Here is a 19,458-nt window from a genome sequence, read left to right as displayed (position 1 = left end):
GGCCGCCCTGCCGGTTACTTCGACAGGTTGTCGTAGGCGCGCGCGACGATCGCCTCGATCGGGTCGGTGCTGTCACGCTCGATGTATTCGAGCCAGGTGGCCTCGATCACGTCGACCAGCGTCGCATTGGTGTCGGGCGCGGCATTGGCGTCCAGTTCGGCCTGGGTCACCCCGACCAGCCCCGGGCTGGCCTCGACGATGGATTGCGCCTCGGCCTCCTCCAGTGTCCAGCCGTCGATGCCGGCCGGCATGCCGGTCTGTTGCAGTTTGGAGGCCTGCGCCTCGACCGAGGTCATCCAATCGGCCAGAACAAGCGCGGCACCCGGGTTCGGCGCATTGGCCGGGATCGCCAGATAGTTCTTGTTCTTGATCATGTTGCCTTCGGGAAAGACGAACTGCGTCGCGGCTTCGGGATAAGAGCCGGTGGCGAGGCCCGTGGCCACGGCATAAAGACCGAACTTGCAATTGAAATCGACTTCTCCGTTAAGGAACAGGCCGTCGAGCGCGGCATTGTCTTCCGGGTAACGCGGCGTGCCGCCGGCGGCGTCGAGCAGCAGCGGCTCGAGGTCGCGCAGATAGTCCAGCCCCGGCGCGATCAGCCGCGCCAGTTCTTCGGCCGGGATCTCGTCGACCGAGCGCTGGAACGGCTCGGCGCCGTTGCCATCGGGGTTATGCGCATAGATCGCCTCCTGCACGAAGGTGTTGCCGATGTAATGCGGCGGCTTGATATAGGTGAATTTGCCGGTGTTCGCCTCGAGATAGCCGCGCAGCTCGGCAAAGGTCGACGGCACATCCTCGGCCGCCACCCGATCCGCGTTGTAGGCGCAGACATATTGTTCGCCCGACCAGGGCACTTCGGCGCCGCCGGTCTCGACCCCGAAGTCGCGCAGGTTGAGCAGCGCGCGCGGGTCGTCGGGGTTCCATTCGAGGTTTTCCGCATTCGGCAACAGCCGCGCGAAACTGCCGAAAAGCGCGTCCTGCCGCTTCAGCGTGGCAAAATTCTCGCCATTGAGCCAGATCATGTCGACGCTGCCCTGGCCCACGCCCTTGCCCGAGTTCTTCTCGGCCAGCACCAGATCGACGGCATCCTTGGTGCCGGTGATGCGCACCGGGTTGAGCGTGACGTCGCGCTCGGCCAGGGCCGGTGTGACGACCCTGTCCATCCAGACGTTCAGCAGATCCGAGCCGCCCCAGTAATAGAGATTGACGGTGCCTTCCTCGGCCGCCCGTGCCTCGACCGCAGACCAGTCGATCTCGCCGGCGAGAAATCCGTCGCGGAACTGCGCCGCCTCGGCGTCCTGGGCCTGAGCGGCCCCCGCCGCAAAGAGCGCGAGCAGGCTCGCGACTGTTGCTGTATGTTTCATGATCTTCCTCCCTGAGTTATCCAAGAACCGCTCGCAGCTCAGCTTGCCAGCAGCCAGACCCTGTCCGGGTCGATGTCGAGCCAGACCGGGGTATCGACCTCCACCAGCCGCCGCGCCTGTTCGGTGACGGTGATCTGATGAGCGCCGCAATCGACCGTGTAGTTGACGCTGGCGCCAAAGAAATCGCGCGCCACCACCTTGCCCGGAACGCCTCCCTGCGTCGGTTGGGTGATCATCAGGTCGATCGCCTCGCTGCGCAGCATCACCTGCACGTTCTCTCCGGCGCCAAAGCCCGGTCGCGGTGCCACCCGGATCGCGCCGACGCCGGTTTCGGCCAGATCGTCGGCTTTCATCGCGGCGGGGACGATATTGGTCGCCCCCATGAAATCGGCGACATCGAGATTGGCCGGCTGACGATAGAGCCGGTCGGGCGCATCATATTGCGCCAGATGGCCGTCAAAGATCACCGCCACCCGGTCGGCCAACTCCATCGCCTCGACCTGGTCATGGGTGACAAAGATCGTGGTGATGCCGAAGCGTTGTTGCAGGTCGCGGATAAAGCGCCGCATCTCGCCGCGCAGCTTGGTGTCGAGGTTGGCCAACGGCTCATCCATCATCAGCACCGAGGGCTTGGTGATCAGCGTGCGGGCAATCGCCACCCGCTGCATCTGCCCGCCCGAGAGCTGTGCCGGAAAACGGTGGCGGAACTGGCCGAGCTGCACCACATCGAGCATTTCTTCCAGCCGATCGGCGATCTCGGCGCGCGGCGTGCCACGCACGCTCAGCCCGAAAGCCACGTTCTTCTCCACCGTCATATGCGGGAACAGCGCATAGCGCTGAAAGACCATGCCGACATTGCGGTCCTGCACCGGCTGTTCCGAGACGTCCTGATCGTCAAACAGGATGGCGCCGCCGCTCGGACGTTCCAGCCCCGCGATCATCCTCAGGGTCGTCGTCTTGCCACAGCCCGACGGACCCAGCAGCGCGACAAGCTCTCCCGATGCAATCTCCAGATCGATGTTCTCGATCGCCACGAAGCCGCCGAACTGCTTTCGCACGGCGTTGAGCTGGACCTTGGTCACATGGGCCTCCCTACAGACAATTTGTATTGTCTAATTAGTATGTACAAGTTCACACGCGCGAGCGGTTCTGTCAACCGATACCGTTCGCCAAACCGTCATGTTCGCTGATGATCTCCAGCGGCTCCATCGCCATCCAGGCGGCGAATTCGCGGAAATCACTGGCAAAAGATCCGGGCACCAGAACAAAGTGGTGATCGAGCCCGTGCTCCATCACCGAAGTCACGATATCGCCGGCAGAGTGGGCGCCCCTGGCCGAGCGAAAGTCGGTGACCCAGCCGCGACAGCCGGTGAACCCCGATTCGCCCCCCGCCCTGACCTCGGCCTCGAAGCCAAAGGCGGCGCTGCCGTTGCGGGCCACCCGCAGCACCGTATGCGGCCCGTCGGGAAAGACGAAATCAGCGATGGCGCCGAAACGCGGGCCGTCCGGCGTGCCGCGTCCGATCATCGGGTGGTTGATCCAGGCGGCCTCGGCCCCACCCATGTAAAGCGGCCCGCCGCCGCCGTGCCACATCAGGATGCGGTCGGCGTCGAGCTGCGGCGAAGTCATGTCGAGCAGGCTGCCGACCCGGCCGGTCAGCGCCCGCGTGACGATCTGGGTCACCGTGCCCAGAACGTCGCCCTCCGAGGCCAGCGGCAGGTTGTCGACCTCTTCGAGCCAGGTGAAGGCGGCGCCGGGATGCATGCCCGGGTCGTCCTGCAAGGCCGGCCAATCCGACACCGCCAGTCCGGCAAAGCCGTCCTCGGCCACGATCTGCCGCAAGGCCAGCGCCGCCCGTGCGGTCAGCGCCATCTGCGCGTCCGAAACGCCACGCACCTCGGCCCGCGCCTCCATGGCCGCCACCTCCTGCGCCACCGGCTCGGCGCCGCAAGCGGCCATCGTGGCGGTCAGCCGATGCATGTCCACATGCACCGGCTCCACCCCGGTCGCACGCTTCAAGGTATCGGGCGAGACCGCCATGTTGTAGAAGGTCGGCGCCAGCCCGCCGATCACCCCGACCCGCGCATCGCGCAGCGCCGCCCGCGCCGAAAGGGCGCGGAAGCTGCGGCCCAACCGGGCGCGCAGGGCCGTGTCTTCCGACGCACCGAAATACCATTGCACCGGATTGCGACGCAGGTCACGCACGCCCCGCGCAATCGACAGGCTCATGTTGAGCGACACAAAGTTGTTGAGCTGGATATCACCCTCGTGGCCGGGCTCGGGCGTGGCCCAGACCCCCATCGGCAGGTCCGACAGCGCGATCTGCCGCGCCACGTCGCCCATGGTAAATCCGCCATGCAGCAACAGGATGAACTCCGCCCCCTGCCCACGGCACTGATCCAGCGCCTTCTGCGCCTCCGCGCCGGTCATCGGCACGCCCTCGGCCTCGACGATCCGCGCGCCACAGGCCCCGGCGATCTCTTCAAGCGCGGCCAGCGCGGCGTCGAACACGCCGTGGCGCTCGGGAAAGTAGCTGGGCAGGGAGGCCTTGATCAGGCCGATCACGAGGGGCATGGGCATTCCTTGGGTTCAGGCCGGGTCGGCTTCGCGCCGCGCCCCGACAAGGGTGTAGGTGATGGGACCGACCCGGTAGACTTGGTCGAAAAACACCGGCCGCTGGTCATCGTCGAAGGCGGTGCAGGCCTGTGACAGGATCGGCGTATCGGGTTTGATGCCCAGCCATTCGGCGGCATCGGCCGGCGCGGCACAGGAGCCCACGGTCTCGCAGGCGCGGCCCCAGTCGATCTTGAAGCGGTCGGCGAGGATGCGCAGGATCGACTGATCCTGCCCCTGCTCCGGGAAATCCGCCTTGCTCAGCCCCGGCACCAGCCGGCGCGGCAGCCAGGTGCTGACCAGGAGCTTGGGTTCGTCGTCGATGGTGCGCAGCCGGCGGATCAGCGCCACCGGCTCGTCAAACAGCGCCGTGACCTCGGCGGGCGGGGTCGGATCCTCTTCGCGGATTTCGATCAGCCGGGCGCCGGGCATCCGCCCTTCGCGCAGCACCATGTCTGTAAAGGAGGTGAGGCAGGTGGTTTCCGGCGGCGACAGCGTGTTGACCAGATAGCCGCTGCCCTGACGCGAGACCAGATAGCCGGCGTCGACCAGCAGTTCCAGCGCCCGGCGCGCGGTGACCCGGCTGACCGCAAAGGATTGCGCCAGCGTCTCCTCCGAAGGCAGCCGGGTGCCGACCGAATACATCCCGGCCTTGAGCCGCCGCAGCAACTCGTCATGGACAACCTGATATTTCGGGGCCGCGCGCGTGTTCATCCTGATACCTTTCTGATGCGTCCAATTGATTGCATCAAATCACGCATCCGTCAGCCCTGCCAGACAGACTTGGTTTGCGAGTAGAGCGACAGCGCCTCGCGGCCCATCTCGCGGCCATATCCGCTCTGCCCCATGCCGCCGAAAGGCGAGGCGGCGTCGGTGTCGCCCCAGCAATTGGTCCAGATCGTCCCGGCGCGCAGCCCCGCCGCCATGCGATTGGCGCGGCCAAGGTTCTGCGTCCAGCAACCGGCGGCGAGGCCGTAGACGGAGTCATTGGCCCGCGCCAGCACCTCCTCCTCCTCGTCGAAGGGCAGCACGCAGAGCACCGGGCCGAAGATCTCTTCCCGCGCGATGGTCATCGCGTCGCGCACTCCGGCCAGCACCGTCGGCTGCACGAAATATCCGGCCTCACCCTGCCGCGCGCCACCGGCCACCGCCTCGGCGCCCTCGGCGCGCCCGCTGTCGATATAGCCCAGCACCTTTTCCATCTGCGGCGAAGAGATCACCGGCCCCAGGTCATGCCCCGTCGAAGCCATCCCCGGCCCGATGCTCAGCCCGCGCGCCATTTCGGCCAGCGCCTCGGTCACGCGCTCCAGCAGGGGCCGCTGGACAAACAGCCGCGCGCCGGCGGTGCAGGACTGGCCATTGTTGCCGAAAAGCGCCCAGAAGGCGCCGGAAATTGCGCGGTCCAGCTCGGCATCGTCAAAGATGACGTTGGCCGCCTTGCCGCCAAGTTCGAGCGAGACCTTCTTGAGGTTGCCGGCCGAAGCCTCGACAATCCGCCGCCCGGTCTCGGTCGAGCCGGTAAAGCCCACCTTGTCGACACCGGGGTGCGCCGCCAGCGCCGCGCCGGCCTCGCGGCCATAGCCGGGAATGACGTTGAGAACGCCGGGCGGAAAGCCCAGCTCGAGCGCCAGATCGGCGAGGTAGAGGGCAGACAGCGGCGTCTGTTCCGCCGGTTTCAGCACCACGGTATTGCCCGCCGCCAGCGCCGGCGCCAGTTTCCAGGCCACCATCAGCGTCGGATAGTTCCACGGCGTGATCAGCCCGCAGACACCGACCGGCTCGATCCGCGTGTAATTGAAGCGCCCAGGAGTCGAAACCGGGATCGTCGCGCCTTCGATCTTGCTCGGCCAGCCGGCGAAATAGCGGAAATGCCGCGCCGACCAGACCGCATCGACATCGCGCGCCACCGCGAAGGGCTTGCCGTTGTCGAGCGCGTCGAGCTGGCCGAAGATCGCCTTGCGGTCCTCGATGGCATCGGCCAGCCGCCAGAGAAGCTGGCCACGGTCATGCGCCGTCATCTGCCCCCAGGGACCGGCGAGCGCGGCGCGGGCGGCGGCGACGGCATCGTCGACATGGCCTCCGATGGCACAGGCGACCTCGGCCAGCTTTTCGCCGGTCGAGGGGTTCTCAACCGTGAGGGCGGCAGCGCTGTCGACCCGGTCGCCGCCGATACGCAGCCCCTGAACCTTGTCGAGAAAGCCTGCCACCTCGGGCAGAGGGGCAATCATGCTCATGCCAGCGCCTCGCCCAGTTTGCGCAGCCGGCGCAGGCCCTCATCGGCCATCCAGGCTTCGGCGGCTTCGGGGCCCTCGGCGCCAAAGACATCGATCGCATCCGACCAGATCGCCCGACCGCACATGAAGCCCGCCACATCGACCCCGGCGGCGCGCGCCAGCTGCAACCCGGCCTCGAACTGCTCGAACGTCACCCCGGCGCTGAGGTAAAGCAGCGGCACATCGCCCGCCGCCTCGGCCGCCCGGCGAAAGGCCGCCTCGGCCTCGGCGCGGCTCATCCGGTTTTCGCCGATGCCCTCAACATGGTTGAGATTGACCGGCAGCTCGACCTTGAGAATATCAATGTTGAACTCCGGTGCCGCGAAACTGCGGGTGGCGCGTTCGACCAGCTCCGGCTTGATCCCGGCAAACTCCGCCGAGGCGCCGTCTTCGATCCCGCGGTCATAGACAATCGGCTCGAACAGGAAACTGACGCCGTGTTCCCGGCACTCGGCCCCGATCTGCCGCACCAGCGCCTGCTTGCGGTCGTTGATCGCGGCGGGGTCGTTGGGGCCGTAGTAGAGGAAGAACTTCAGCACCCCGACACCCAGCCCGGAATAGTCCGATACCTTCAGGTTGTCGGGCAGCACGGTGATCCGGTCGTCGTTCGAAATCCGGTAGACATCGGCCTCATAGGCCAGCATCGGCAGGCAGGGCGCGGCGATCTCGGGCAGCAACTCGCGGCCGTAGTAGGCATCGACCAGCAGCGTTGTCGCCTCGGCGCTCATGGTGCGCGCCACCAGCTGCTTGAAGCGGAACAGGTCGTCGTCGCGCGCGGCGTCGCCACGCGCGGTACGGAGCGCCGCCGCCAGACCGCTGCCCTGATCGACGGCGACGCCGTGGATCGGCCGGCGCTGGCTCAAGGAAATGTCGGTCATGTCTGGCCCTCCTCGGGGATCAGGTGAATTTCGGGAAAGGCCGGGCTGTCCTGCGGCGCGCACCACAGGCGCAGCATCTCGTCGTCCGGTTCGAGCAGCGAGATCGAGACGCCGCCCATTTCCTGCGTCGTGACAAAGCTGCCCACCATCGGCGCCAGCGGCGTGATGCCCCGGCGGCGCAATTCAGCCTCGGTCTCGCGCCAGACGGTGAGCAGTTCCATCTGCGTGGTGCCGCCCATGCCGTTGACGATCACCGCCGCGCGGCCACCTTCGGCAATCGGCCGGTCCTCGAGCAGCCGGGCCAGCATTTCCTTGACCAGCCCCGCGACCGGCCCGGTCTTGACCCGGCCGACGCCCGGTTCGCCATGCACCCCCATGCCGAGGTAAATCTCGTCCTCGGGCAGCGAAAACATCGGCTGACCGGTGAGCGGCGATATGCCCGGAGAGACGGCCGCCGCGAGCGTCACGGTACGGTCACGCACCGCCTCGCCCAAGCGCATCAGCGCGGCCTGATCCATCCCCTCCTCGGCGGCGGCCCCGAGGATCTTGTAGATGAACATCGTGCCGGGGGCGCCACGCCGGTCCTGCCTCCGCTCGGGCGGTGCGGCGGAAATGTCGTCATACATCAGCAGCGGCAGCACGTTGATGCCGTCCTCCTCGGCCAGCATGGTCGCGGCGCGGCCGTTGATGACATCACCGGAATGCTGCGAGATCAGCAGGATCGAGCCCGCCTTGCCGGTCACCTCGCGCACGCCGTCGAGGATCAGGTCGGCCGAGGGCGCGGCAAAGACATCTCCCACTACGTTGGCGTCAAGCAGCCCCTCGCCGACAAACCCCATGGCGATCGGCTCGTGCCCGGCGCCATTGCCGATCAAGAGCGTCACCTTTTCGTCTGGGTTCTTGGCGCCGCGCCGGCGGACCACCACGCGCGGATCAAGCGTGCCGCGTTTGACCTGCGGACAGGCAGTGACAAAGCCGTCGATCATGTCGTCGACCATCGTCTCGGCGGAATTGAACAGCTTTTTCATGTCGCCCCCCCGGTTTTGGCCAGCAGCGCCAGTATCATCGTCAGCGACACGGCGCCGGGGTCGATCTCTCCCTTGCCACCACCTTCGACATATTGCGCCCGGCCGCGCCGCGCGACCATCTCCACCGTCGCATCGCGGCCCTGTTCCGCCGCTGTCACCGCCGCGGCCAGAGCGCCACCGCGCAGCGCCGCCACCGCCGGCGAAAGCGCGTCCACCATGCTCTTGTCGCCGGGCTTCACCTGCCCCAGATCGCGGATCCGCGCCTCGGCCCGGGCCAGACCGGCGGCCAGATCGGCGCCATTGTCGAGATGCTGTTCGATCTCGTGCAGCACCAGGCCAAAAAGCGTGCCCGACGCCCCGCCAGAGGCGCGCATGAAAGCCTTGGCCCGCGCGCCATCGGCGGCGCCGGCGGCGCGGGTCAGCCCGCGCAACAGGGTGCTGCCGTGATCGCCGTCACCCAGCGCCGCATCCAGCGCATTGAGCCGGTCCCGCTCGGTTTCGGCCAGATCGCGCAGGGCAGTGAAATATCGCTCAGCCGACATTGGCAAAGACCTCCTTCATATGGGCAAGCGCCTGCGCCGCCGCCTGATCGGCATCCGGCTCGATATCACGCCAGATATTCAGATCGGCGCTGGTGGGGCGACCGGCGCGCACGAACATTTCGGCCACGATCCAGCCCTGATAGCCGATGTCCTTGAGCGCCCTTGCATCGGCGGCGAAATCGTAGCGGCCGCTGCCCGGCACGCCACGGTCATTGTCGGAGACATGGTAATGCACCAGCGTGTCACCGGCAGCGCGCAGGGCGGCGGGCGGATCCTTCTCCTCGATATTCATGTGAAAACTGTCGAGCAGCACACCGACATTCGCCGCCCCGGCCGCGCGAGCGATGGCGCAGGCTTCGGCGGCGGTGCTGGTCAGATCGCTCTCGAAGCGGTTCAGCGCCTCGATTCCCAGGGTCACGCCATGCTGCGCCAGATGCGCCTGCATCTGCCCGAGCGTTTCACCCGAGCGCTTGGCGCGGTCGGACTTGTGCGCCGGATCGAACTGCCCCCAGGGCGCGGCGACCACACCGGCGAGACGGGAGGAACCCAGCGCCGCGACCGTCTCGATCGCGCGCGCCAGGGTCTCGCGGGCGTGGTGCCGCACCTCCGGGTCGGCCGAGGCAGGATCGGCCTCGGGCCCCAGCCCGGTGGAACAGCTCAGCGCCACACCGGCATCGGCGGCGGACTGGCGCAGACGGGCGGCCTGCTCCGGACCGATCCCCAGAAGCGACAGCTCCACGGCGTCGAAACCGAGGGCCGCCGCCCGGTCGAACTGCGGCGCCGGATCCTGGGTCCAGCGGTCCATCCACAGACCGGCATGAATTCCGAATTTCATCGCGTCCTCCCTGTTGCAGTCACATTAGTATGTACAGATTTGTTATGTCAAATCCGAATCCGCCATTTCCCGCGCCCGAAGCGCCTTTCTGTTGATCTTGCCCGAAGAGGTCATTTCGAACCCGGGAACGAATTCGATTTCACGCGGCGCCTTGTAGGCGGCGAGCCGGTCGCGGACATGGGATTTCAACGCCTCGCTCAGCTCGGCCCCGGCGGCAGCGGATGCCGCAAGCCGGACAAAGGCCTTGACGATCTGGCCGCGCTCGGCGTCGGGCTTGCCGATCACCGCCGCCTCGGCCACGGCCGGATGCGCCAGCAGGCATTCCTCGATCTCCGCCGGGCCGATGCGAAAGCCGGAGGATTTGATCAGATCGTCGGATCGGCCCTTGTACCAGAAATAGCCATCGGCATCGCGCACCGCGAGGTCATGGGTGCGCATCCAGTCTCCCAGCCGCAGCTCGGCCTCCTTTTCGGCATTGTTCAAATATCCAAGGTAGCGCGTCGGCGCGGTGGCCGGGGTCACGATCTCGCCAGGTTCGCCGTCAGCCACCTCGCGCCCCTCGGCATCGACCAGCGCCACCCTGTGGCCGGGATAGGCCACGCCCATCGAGCCGGGCTTGCGCGGGTAAAGCGCGGCGCAATTGCCGATCAGGTGGTTGACCTCGGTCATGCCGTAGAACTCGTTGCAGACGACGCCCAGCCGCTCTTCGGCCCAGGTCAGCGTATCGGCCGCCAGCGCCTCGCCGCCGGTGCAGATCACCCGCAGCGCCAGATCATGATCGGCGCGCGGGTCGGGCGTCTGCGCCAGCCGCTTGATCGCGGTGGGGGCGAGAAAGGTATGCGTCACCCGGTGCCGCGCCATGAAGGCATAGGCCCAATCGGCTTTGAACCGGGCCTCCGAGGTGACCACCGGCCGTCCTGCCAGCCAGGCCGGGAACAACATGTCGAGCAGCCCGCCGACCCAGGCCCAGTCCGAGGGCGACCAGAACACCGCATCCGCGTCATCCATCGTCAGATCGAAGAACAGGCTGATCGAGGGCACGTAGGAGGCCAGCACCCGATGGCCGTGGCGAATGCCCTTGGGCATGCCGGTCGAGCCGGAGGTATACATCAAGAGCGCCTCGTCATCGGCGCCGGTGTACTCAGGAACAAAGCCTTCGGGCGCAGGCCCCGCCAGCACATCGCGCAGCTCGGTCTCTTCCCCGGTGGTCTCGGCCACCAGCACATGCGCCAGCGCCGGGAACAGCCCCGCTGCCTCGCTCCGCAGCCCCGACCAGCCGGCCTCGGTTGTCAGCAGACAACGCGCGCCGCAGTGGTTGAGCGCATGGGCCAGCGCATCCGGGCCATAGAGCTGCGACAGGGTGACCGCGACACCGCCCAGCTTGCAGACCGCCATATGGCCGATCGCAGTTTCCGGCCGCATGCCGGTGTGCAGACCGATCGGATCGCCCCGCCCGAAGCCGAGCGCCCGCAGATGCGCCGCCAGCACCGTGGCTGCTCGGTCGATCTCGCCAAAGCTCCAGCGCTCGAGGCTGCCGTCGGGGCGCTCAAAGACCATCGCCGGCGCCGCGGAACGTCCGGCGGCCAACTGCCGACCGACCGTCATCGCATAGATGTTGGCGTCCTCGGGAATGTCGATCTCGACGCCGCGGCCGCTGCGCCTGAGGCCGATCCCGGCCAGGGCCTCGTCACTCCAGTCAGCGAACACTTCGGTTTTCATCTTCGGTCTCCTCCAACGCCAGCCACGGGCCGGCATCCTCTTCGGGCGGCACCAGATAGCCGCGACTTGTGGTCAGCTCGGGGGTCTTGATCCGTACCATCACGGCGGTATCGGCGCCGTCGAAACGGGCCAGCACCCAGGCGGCCCCGGGGGTGTCGGTGCGGTGTTCGACGCGGGCGGTGCCGGCCAGTTCGATCCATTGGCCGTCCCGCGCGCCGCAGGCCAAGCAGGTCAGCCCCGGCGGAAAGGCCACATGGCCGCAAACGCAGCGCCACGCCAGCGCCCGACCTTCGGCCAGCGCGTCGAAATGCGGCGCAAGCCGACCTTTGGGCAGGGTATAGTCAAGCCGCAGGCTGCGTTTCATCGCGGCGCCTCCAGGATCGAGACGGCGCAGAGCGTGGCAATGCCGCCGTGGGTGTCGACCAGCGCAAAGCGTGGCGGCACTGCTGGCCGCAGTCCGTGATAGCGCCCCTCGAGCTGTTGTGCCGCCGCCAGCACCTGCGCCACGCCAGTGGCGCCCACCGGCGCGCCCTGCCCCAGCAGCCCGCCGGAGAGGTTGACCGGCAGCGCGCCCTCAGCGGTGAAATGGCCCGCGCGTTCCGCCGCCAGCACGTCGTCCGTCAGCCCCAGCGCATCGAGCGCCTGCAATTGCGCGCCGGAAAAGCTGTCGTAGACCTCGGCCAGGCCGATGTCGGACAGGGCACATCCGGCCTGGCCCAGCGCCGCGCGCAGAGCGGCGCGCTTGGCGATGAACCGCCCCGGCGCGGCCCGGTCGCCCAGCCGTACCCGGTCATTGGCTACGCCCATGCCGGCCAGCCGCGCCCGGCCGGCCCCGGCAGGCAGATCCCCTGGCGCCGCGAGGATCACGCAGGCCGCACCATCGCTCAGCGGCGAGCAATCGAGCCGCCGATACGGCGTGGCGACCACGGCCGAGGCGCGCACATCGGCCTCGGTCACATCGAGCGGCAGATGGGCAAAGCGGTTGTGTCGCGCGTTCTGGCGGTTGCGGGCGGCAACGCGGGCGAAATCCGCCTCGGTGGCGCCGGTCTCGGCCATCCAGGCCCGCGCCGAGAGCGCGTAGATCGCGGCCGAGCCGATACCGCTCTCGCCCTCTGACCAGGCGTCGTAGGACAGGCTGTAGAGCGCACCAACGCTGGCCCCGTCGAGATGCGACGCCGAAGCCTCGAAGCCCAGCACCGCCACCCGCCGCGCCAACCCCGCCGCCACCAGCGCCGCGCCGGCCTGTACCGCCAGATGGCCGGTGGCGCCGCCGCCTTCGACCCGCTGCACCCGGATGCCGTGCAGCCCCAACGCATCGGCGATCATTGCCGCCGGGTTGAGCTGCAAGGAAAAGAAATCGCTCTCGCTCGCCACCACCAGCGCATCCACATCCGCCACTTCGAGCGCCGCATCGCGCAGGGCCTCGTCAAAGGCCGCGAGACACCAGTCTCGCCAGGAGCTGCCGTCCTTGCGACGGTTGAACGGCGTCATCGCGCCGCCGGCGATCCGCAGATCCTTCATGCCCAGCCCTCGCGCCGGGCCCGCAGCACCAGCCCCGCCAGCAAGGCCAGCCCGGCCAGGTCGGCCAGGAACACCAGCGCCAGCAGGCCGAAGAGGCCAAAGACCGCCGCCGCCCAGGCCCCGGCGGCGGGCGCGGCCGCCATCATCAACAGACCGATCATCGCGATCACCCCGAGCCGCCGGGCAAAACCCGCCTGCGGCAGCCAATGCGCGGCCAGCAGCGGCCGCAGGATGGTATGCACCCCGTAGCAGCCGCCCTGGATCACCAGCGCCAGCAGCACCACCCCCATCCCCGCGCCGCCCAGCAGCACCAGCGGCGGCAGCAGCATCACCGTGAACAGCCCCAGCGCCGCCCGTTCGAGGCCCAGCCCTCCCTGCATCCGCTCCCAGGCCAGTCGCCCGGCGATCTGGGCCGGGCCGAGCACCATCGGCAGCACCAGCGCATTGGCCAGCCCGCGGGTCTCGGCCAGCTGCACCGGCAGCTGAAACAACAGCGCCGCATGGCCGAACATCAGCAGGGCAAAGGCCAGGCCAAAAACAAGCGTGCGCCCCCCGGGTGCGGCGGCACCGGGCGTCTGCCGGGCTTCGGGCGCGGGCCTGTCGGCCGGCTCTGGCGGCAGCAGCAGCACCCCGAGCAAGGCCAGCCCGGCAAAGGCGACCAGGATCCACTGCCAGCCCAGCCCGGCCGCCGCCAGCCCCGAGACCAGCGGAAAGGTCAGCAGCGTGGCGAACCCGGCCAGCAGCGTCACCGCAACAATCGGCCGACGCGCCGCCGGGCCGAAGCGGCGGATCATCAGGCTGAAACAGGGGTCATAAAGCGACATCGCCATCGGCGCGCCCAGCAGCACCAGCGCGGCGGCAACCGCCCAGAGGCTCTGGCCCAGCGCCGCAATCAAAAGAAGCGCCGCGCCGCCCACCCCGGCCAGCCGCAGCCCGCGCGGCCCCCAGCCCCGGTCGACGGCGCTGCCTGCCAGCGGGCAGAGCATCGCCCAGACAAGAAACCCCGCGCTCACCGCCGCCGAGACCGCGACCGGCGACCAGCCCGTGTCGCGCAGCATATGCGGCAGCACCGCGGGCAGCAGGTAGTAGAAGGCCGACCAGAACAGCAATTGCGCCAGGGCATGGCGCACAACATAGCCACGGTCCTGGGCGGCAGACGCTGGCGGGGTTGCTGCTTGGGTGGCCACGGCGGGAGAATCCGATGTATTTGTTACTACAAATTGAGTATTACCAAATGGCGAGCCACTTGGCTACGACAAATCCGGCCCCTTTTCGGGCAACCGCGGGTCGGGCGCAGACGAATGATCAGGATGGCAGCCGGCCCGGACGCGGCGATCAGGGGGTGAAATCCCAAGCGCCGGGCAACTTCAAACCGGCCGCGACATGGTCTTGCGCGGCCAGCACAGAGACACCATCGCGCAGCAGCCAGGGGTCGCGGGTTCGGCGCTGCCATTGCTCCAGCGACGCGCGCATCTCGGCCAGAACCGCCCCATAGCCGGCATGGCCGGCAAGATTGTGAAGTTCCAGCGGATCTGCGGCGAGGTCGAAAAGCTCTTCGGCAGGGCGGCGAACCAGGCGTTCCAGCGGCCGGGCCCCGGCCCCGGCCCGGCGTATCGCCGCGAAGGACAGGGAGCCGTAGATGTCGGTAGAGACCGGAAAGGGCAGCTGCCAGGCGACATTGCGATGATATTTGTAGCGCGTATCGCGCAAAAAGCGGGTGGGCCAGTAATTGGTGATCTCGTGAAAGGTGTGCGAGCCGAACACCCGATCCCACCCGGCACGGCGCGCGCGGTCGTGCAGGACCGGCAGCAGCGAGCGACCCTCGCGTCGGCGGCCATCCTGCGGCGCCTCCACCCCGGCCCAGTCGAGAAAGGTGGGCAAGAGATCGACAAAGGAAACCAGGTTGGGATTGGCGACCCCCGCCCCCTGCCCCGGCACCCGCAGGATCAGCGGCAGATGGACGCCGGCGTCGAACAGCGTCGTCTTGGAATGCACGAAGGGCGCACCATTGTCTGACAGGAAGACCACCAAGGTCTCGTCCGCCGCGCCCTGCCGGTCAAGCGCATCAAGGACAAGGCCGACGCCGCGATCCATGCGGGCCACGGCGTGATGATAGGCGGCCAGCTCGTGCCGCACTTCGGGCAGGTCGGCAAGCCAGGGCGGCACGGTGACCGCTTCGGGCGCAAAGATCGGATCGGGTCCGGCGGGATCGCCAAACCCCGCCCGGCTGGCATCTCGGTGCGGGTCGATGAAGCCGACGGTCAGAAAGAACGGGCGCGCACCGGCCCCGGCGATGAAGGCCTCGGCCCGCGCTGCCACCCAGGCGACATCGCGGCTGTCACTTTCCTGGCGCGATGCCCAGGGATAGGTGCTGTCCGGGCCGAGGTGCACCTTGCCGACGATCCCGGTGGCATGGCCCGCCGCAGCCAGCAAATTGGGCGCAGTGGCGACATCGGCAAAGGTCTGGAAATGGTGGCGGCCGTGGTGCAGCCCGTATTGCCCGGACTGGTGCGTATGCAGGCCGGTCTGGATGACACTGCGGCTGCCGGAGCACGAGGCGGTGGAGGTGAATGCGTGGGTAAAGCGCGTGCCCTGCGCGGCCAATCGGTCGATATTGGGGGTCCGCGCCGAGGCATCGCCGTAACACCCCGCCGTCATCCCGAGGTCATCGGCGATCATCAGCAGAATGTTGCGGCGTCTCATGCCCAGCGATCCGCCAGCGGACCGGTGCCGCGCGGAAACTCGGCGATCAGGCGGCTCGCGGTGGCGCATCCGCGTCCCAGCGCCGCTTCGGGCGCCGCGCCCTCGGCGATGGCCGCGAGATAACCGGCGTTGAAGGCATCGCCGGCGCCGACCGTATCGAAAGGCGCGGTCGGCGGTGCGGATGCGTGGAAAACCCGGCTGCCCTGCCAGCAACTCGCGCCCCGGGGGCCGCGTTTGGCGATGATGTGGCAGCGCTCCGGCAGCCCGTCAGAGAGGGACCGGGCGGCGGCGGCCAGATCATCTTCCGTCCGCGCGGCAAGCGCGGTCAGTTCCTTGTCATTGAGAAGCAGGTGATCGGACAGTGCGGCCCAGCCCATCACCTGCGCGCGGGTCGCAGGGGTCCAGCCGCCGTCGGGCCAGCCCGGATCGATGGCGATCCCGGCTCCGGCGCGGCGCAAACACGTGAGCAGCGCCTCACCCTCGGCCGCCAGTCCCGGCGTGGCGAAACCGCCCGCCACCAGCACCAGCGCATCCTCCAGCGGCCAGCCCTCGAGCAGCGCCTCGACCATTGCCAGATCAAGCGCCGCCAGATGCCCGCCGAAAGACAGAAAGGTGCGTTCTGCCCCGTCGTGCAGCACCCCGAAGCTGATGCCCGTCTGTCCGTCCAGCCGGCGGATGCGGTCGAGCCGACCGGAAAACCGCGCCGCCAGGATGTCTGCCAGAGGGTCGGACCCGATGGCCGAAATCAGCCCGGCGGGATGTTCCAACCGCTGCAAGGCAAGCGCCGTATTGGCGGCCGATCCGCCCGGGCGCAGGTCACAGCGGTCCAGAAAGGTCTCGGTGCCCGGCTCAGGCCAATGCGCCAGCGTGCCCATCACCAGATCGACGTTGAGATTGCCGATGACGCAGATCGATCGCGTCATGCCGCCTCTCCCGAGGTCGCCTTGGTCGAGCGCAGCGGCGTTCCCATGTCGGGCACGCTCCGCTGCGCCACCGGCAGTGCGCGGAAAATCGCGGCCGCCAGCCGGGCCTCCGCCGGCGCCTGGCTGCGAAAGCTCGTCAGCGCGTCACGATGCTGCCGGGCCATCTCGGCATTGAGAATGTCGAGTCCGGTCTCCGCCATCACTCTGCCTCCGGCGCGCGGGCAAACGGGCGACCCTCGGCATCAAACAGATGCGCGCGGCTTTCGTCGGGCGCGACGCAGACCGTATCACCCGCCCCGATCCGCATCTGCCCCGGCGCGCGCACCACCAGGGGCGTCTCCGACTGCGCGGTTTCGACATGCACATAGGTGTCCGACCCCAGATCCTCGGTCAGCAGGACGCGGCCCGGCCAGCCCCGGCCGTCCGAGGACAGCGACAGGTGCTCGGGGCGGATGCCGTATTCCGCCGCCGCCCGGGCCGCGGCCGGTTCACCGGCAATGAAGTTCATCCGGGGGCTGCCGATGAAGCCGGCGACAAAGCGCGAGGCCGGGCGCTCATAGAGATCGAGCGGCGTGCCCACCTGTTCGACATGGCCGCCATTCAGAACGACGATCCGGTCGGCCAGCGTCATTGCCTCGACCTGATCGTGGGTGACATAGATCATCGTCGTGCCGGCCAGCCGCGCATGCAGCCGCGCGATCTCGACCCGGGTCTCGCCGCGCAGCGCGGCGTCGAGGTTCGACAACGGCTCGTCGAACAGGAACACCCGCGGCTTGCGGGTGATCGCCCGGCCGATGGCCACCCGCTGCCGCTGGCCGCCCGAAAGCGCGCGGGGCTTGCGCTCCAGCAGGTCCCCGATCTTGAGCATGCGCGCGGCGTCTTCGACCCGCGCGGCGATCTCGGACCTCGCCAGCTTCGCCTGTTCGAGCCCGAACGACATGTTCTCGCGCACCGTCATATGGGGGTAGAGCGCGTAGGATTGAAACACCATCGACACCCCGCGCGCGGCCGGCAACGCCTCGGTCATGTCCTCGCCGCCGATCCGCAGTTTGCCCGACGTGATGTCCTCCAGCCCGGCGATCATCCGCAGCAGGGTGGATTTGCCACAGCCCGAAGGGCCGACAAAGACGACGAATTCGCCCTTTTCCAGTGACAGGTCGACATCGGTGACAACCCGGGCTTTGCCGAAGGATTTGCAGATCTTGTTCAGCTCGACTTTGGCCATGGATTTATCCTTTCACCGCGCCGGCGGTCAGGCCGGAAATGATCTTTCTCTGGAAAACGAGGACCAGCGCAATCAGCGGCAGCGTCACGATCACCGAGGCCGCCATGATGCTGCCCCAGGGGATCTCGAACTCGCTCGCGCCCGAGATCAGCGCGATCGCGACCGGCACCGTGCGCTGAGTGTCGGTCGACATGAAGGTCAGCGCGAACAGGAATTCGTTCCACGCATGGATGAAGGCCAGCAGACCGGTCGTCACAAGCGCCGGCCACAGCAGCGGCAGGAACACCCTGCGGATGATCGTCAACGGCGCGGCGCCATCCATGATCGCCGCTTCCTCGATCTCCTTGGGCAGCTTGCGCATGAAGGTGGTCAGCACCCAGACGGTGAACGGCAGGGTGAAGATCATGTAGGAAAAGACCAGCGACCACAGCGAATTGAACAGACCCATCGCCCGGATCAATGCGAACAGCCCCGACAGGACGGCGATCTGCGGGAACATCGACACCGACAGGATCAGCAGCAGGATCTTGCCCCGCCCGCGAAACGGCACCCGGGCCAGCGCATAAGACGCGGTGACCGCGAACCCCAGCGACACGATCACCACGACGGTCGAGACAAAGACCGAATTGAGGATCTGCCGGCCAAAGACGCCATCCTCGAAGGCCGCGCGATAGTTCGACAGGTCGATGACCTTGGGAAGATAGTTCACGTCGAAGATCGCCTGCCCGCTCTCGAGCGAGGTGAGCACCGCGTAGTAGAAGGGGAACAGCGCCTGCGCCAGAATGATGGCCACCAGCGCGTAGAAGCCGGCGATTTTCGCGATCCGCATCAGTCGGTCTCCTTGCCTTCCAAGTCCATCCGCGTGAGGTAGATGAACCCGATGGTGATCAGCGCCACGATCAGGAACAGCAACGTCGAGGCCGCCGAGCCATAAGCGAACTTGTCGTAATCGAAGAGGTTTTCGCGCGCATAGACCGACATGGTCCGGGTCGCGTCGGTGTTGGGCGTCAGCACGTAGACGATGTCGAAGACACGCAGCGCATCGAGCCCCCGGAACACCACCCCCACCAGCAGGGCCGGCATCACCAGCGGCAGCGTCACCTTGCGGAACACCCGCACCGGGTTGATGCCGTCGAGCCGCGCAGCTTCGTAGATGTCATCCGGGATCATTTGCAGCCCGGCGAGGATCAGCAGAGCCATGAAAGGCGTCGTCTTCCAGATATCGACCATCATCACCGCCGCCATGGCGGTATCGGCCGAGGCGGTCCAGGCGATCGGGGTGGCGATCAGGCCCAGCTTGATCAGCATGTCGTTGATGATGCCGAACTGATCATGCAGCATCCAGCCCCACATCTTGGCCGAAACCACGGTGGGGATCGCCCAGGGCACCAGCACCAGCGTGCGGACCACTGCACGGCCCGGGAATTTCGCGTTCAGCACCAGCGCGATGATCAGGCCGAACAGGGTCTCGAAAGAGACGCTGACCACCGCGAACCATACGGTATTGCGCACCGCGCGCCACCAGCGGTCATCGGCCAGCAGGCCCAGCCATTCACCCTGGTCATTGCCGTAGTCGAGCCATTCGATGTAGTTGCGCAGCCCGACAAATCGCGCCGCATCGATATTGTTGAGCGAGGCATCGGTGAAGCCGAACCAGATCGTCTGGCCGAGTGGAAAGAGCGCCACGGCCCCCAACACGATCAGCATCGGGGCAAGAAACATCCATGCCGCCCTGGTGCGCTGTCGGGTCAGTCCTGTCTTCTGTGGCATGGTCGGGGTTCCGTGGATCTGTAGGGCCGCGCCGAACGGCGGCGCGGCCTGGTGGGGGTGCAGC

At 67.7% G+C, this 19,458-nt stretch carries 19 protein-coding genes; all 19 read right to left on the bottom strand.

The features are described from left to right. Positions 1-14 precede the first annotated feature (14 nt). Positions 15-1,364 carry an ABC transporter substrate-binding protein gene (locus tag AC0J5K_RS22425; protein ID WP_048535785.1) on the bottom strand — a complete coding sequence of 450 codons (1,350 nt, stop codon included), beginning with the start codon at positions 1,362-1,364 and terminating at the stop codon, positions 15-17. 38 nt (positions 1,365-1,402) lie between these two features. Then, the gene (locus AC0J5K_RS22420; RefSeq protein WP_420398436.1) at positions 1,403-2,446 is read right to left on the bottom strand and encodes an ABC transporter ATP-binding protein; all 1,044 of its coding nucleotides are present in this window, start codon (positions 2,444-2,446) and stop codon (positions 1,403-1,405) included. A gap of 70 nt (positions 2,447-2,516) precedes the next feature. Continuing rightward, positions 2,517-3,938, bottom strand: a complete 1,422-nt coding sequence (locus AC0J5K_RS22415; protein WP_420398435.1) for an L-fucose/L-arabinose isomerase family protein — start codon at positions 3,936-3,938, stop codon at positions 2,517-2,519. Positions 3,939-3,953: 15 nt separating this feature from the next. Then, complete coding sequence (locus tag AC0J5K_RS22410; RefSeq protein ID WP_048535781.1) at positions 3,954-4,691, bottom strand: GntR family transcriptional regulator; 738 nt, start codon at positions 4,689-4,691, stop codon at positions 3,954-3,956. Positions 4,692-4,741: 50 nt separating this feature from the next. After that, a complete protein-coding gene (locus AC0J5K_RS22405; RefSeq protein WP_274590831.1) occupies positions 4,742-6,211 on the bottom strand; it encodes an aldehyde dehydrogenase family protein in 1,470 nt (489 codons plus the stop codon). Further along, positions 6,208-7,128, bottom strand: coding sequence for a tagatose 1,6-diphosphate aldolase (locus tag AC0J5K_RS22400; protein ID WP_283638784.1), 921 nt, complete (start codon positions 7,126-7,128; stop codon positions 6,208-6,210). The genes AC0J5K_RS22405 and AC0J5K_RS22400 overlap by 4 nt, the downstream gene beginning before the upstream one ends. Next, positions 7,125-8,156: a dihydroxyacetone kinase subunit DhaK gene (locus AC0J5K_RS22395; protein ID WP_074837771.1), complete on the bottom strand. Its 1,032-nt coding sequence runs from the start codon at positions 8,154-8,156 to the stop codon at positions 7,125-7,127. The genes AC0J5K_RS22400 and AC0J5K_RS22395 overlap by 4 nt, the downstream gene beginning before the upstream one ends. Continuing rightward, a complete protein-coding gene (locus AC0J5K_RS22390) occupies positions 8,153-8,698 on the bottom strand; it encodes a DAK2 domain-containing protein (protein ID WP_074837769.1) in 546 nt (181 codons plus the stop codon). Before AC0J5K_RS22390 ends, AC0J5K_RS22395 begins: the two co-directional genes overlap by 4 nt. Continuing rightward, on the bottom strand, positions 8,688-9,533 hold the full coding sequence (locus tag AC0J5K_RS22385; protein ID WP_420398434.1) for a sugar phosphate isomerase/epimerase family protein: 846 nt from the start codon (positions 9,531-9,533) through the stop codon (positions 8,688-8,690). The genes AC0J5K_RS22390 and AC0J5K_RS22385 overlap by 11 nt, the downstream gene beginning before the upstream one ends. A gap of 42 nt (positions 9,534-9,575) precedes the next feature. Beyond that, positions 9,576-11,252, bottom strand: coding sequence for an acetate--CoA ligase (locus AC0J5K_RS22380; protein ID WP_420398433.1), 1,677 nt, complete (start codon positions 11,250-11,252; stop codon positions 9,576-9,578). Continuing rightward, positions 11,230-11,616: a Zn-ribbon domain-containing OB-fold protein gene (locus AC0J5K_RS22375; RefSeq protein WP_420398432.1), complete on the bottom strand. Its 387-nt coding sequence runs from the start codon at positions 11,614-11,616 to the stop codon at positions 11,230-11,232. The genes AC0J5K_RS22380 and AC0J5K_RS22375 overlap by 23 nt, the downstream gene beginning before the upstream one ends. Beyond that, the gene (locus AC0J5K_RS22370; RefSeq protein WP_420398431.1) at positions 11,613-12,773 is read right to left on the bottom strand and encodes a thiolase family protein; all 1,161 of its coding nucleotides are present in this window, start codon (positions 12,771-12,773) and stop codon (positions 11,613-11,615) included. Before AC0J5K_RS22370 ends, AC0J5K_RS22375 begins: the two co-directional genes overlap by 4 nt. Further along, a complete protein-coding gene (locus AC0J5K_RS22365; RefSeq protein ID WP_420398430.1) occupies positions 12,770-13,960 on the bottom strand; it encodes an MFS transporter in 1,191 nt (396 codons plus the stop codon). The genes AC0J5K_RS22370 and AC0J5K_RS22365 overlap by 4 nt, the downstream gene beginning before the upstream one ends. A 148-nt stretch (positions 13,961-14,108) precedes the next feature. Continuing rightward, on the bottom strand, positions 14,109-15,476 hold the full coding sequence (locus tag AC0J5K_RS22360) for a sulfatase family protein (RefSeq protein ID WP_420398429.1): 1,368 nt from the start codon (positions 15,474-15,476) through the stop codon (positions 14,109-14,111). Beyond that, positions 15,473-16,399 (bottom strand): carbohydrate kinase family protein, encoded by a 927-nt coding sequence (locus tag AC0J5K_RS22355; RefSeq protein ID WP_283638781.1) that lies wholly within the window; start codon positions 16,397-16,399, stop codon positions 15,473-15,475. The genes AC0J5K_RS22360 and AC0J5K_RS22355 overlap by 4 nt, the downstream gene beginning before the upstream one ends. Next, on the bottom strand, positions 16,396-16,599 hold the full coding sequence (locus AC0J5K_RS22350; RefSeq protein ID WP_274590822.1) for a hypothetical protein: 204 nt from the start codon (positions 16,597-16,599) through the stop codon (positions 16,396-16,398). The genes AC0J5K_RS22355 and AC0J5K_RS22350 overlap by 4 nt, the downstream gene beginning before the upstream one ends. Continuing rightward, positions 16,599-17,624: an ABC transporter ATP-binding protein gene (locus AC0J5K_RS22345; protein ID WP_420398428.1), complete on the bottom strand. Its 1,026-nt coding sequence runs from the start codon at positions 17,622-17,624 to the stop codon at positions 16,599-16,601. Before AC0J5K_RS22345 ends, AC0J5K_RS22350 begins: the two co-directional genes overlap by 1 nt. 4 nt (positions 17,625-17,628) lie before the next feature. Then, positions 17,629-18,456 carry a carbohydrate ABC transporter permease gene (locus AC0J5K_RS22340; protein ID WP_048535758.1) on the bottom strand — a complete coding sequence of 276 codons (828 nt, stop codon included), beginning with the start codon at positions 18,454-18,456 and terminating at the stop codon, positions 17,629-17,631. Next, a complete protein-coding gene (locus tag AC0J5K_RS22335; protein ID WP_274590820.1) occupies positions 18,453-19,394 on the bottom strand; it encodes a carbohydrate ABC transporter permease in 942 nt (313 codons plus the stop codon). The genes AC0J5K_RS22340 and AC0J5K_RS22335 overlap by 4 nt, the downstream gene beginning before the upstream one ends. Positions 19,395-19,458: the final 64 nt, after the last annotated feature.

Source organism: Marinovum sp. E3 (genome assembly GCF_055755275.1).
Note: the sequence above shows the minus strand (reverse complement) of the source record. Positions and strands in the feature narration are given on the sequence as shown.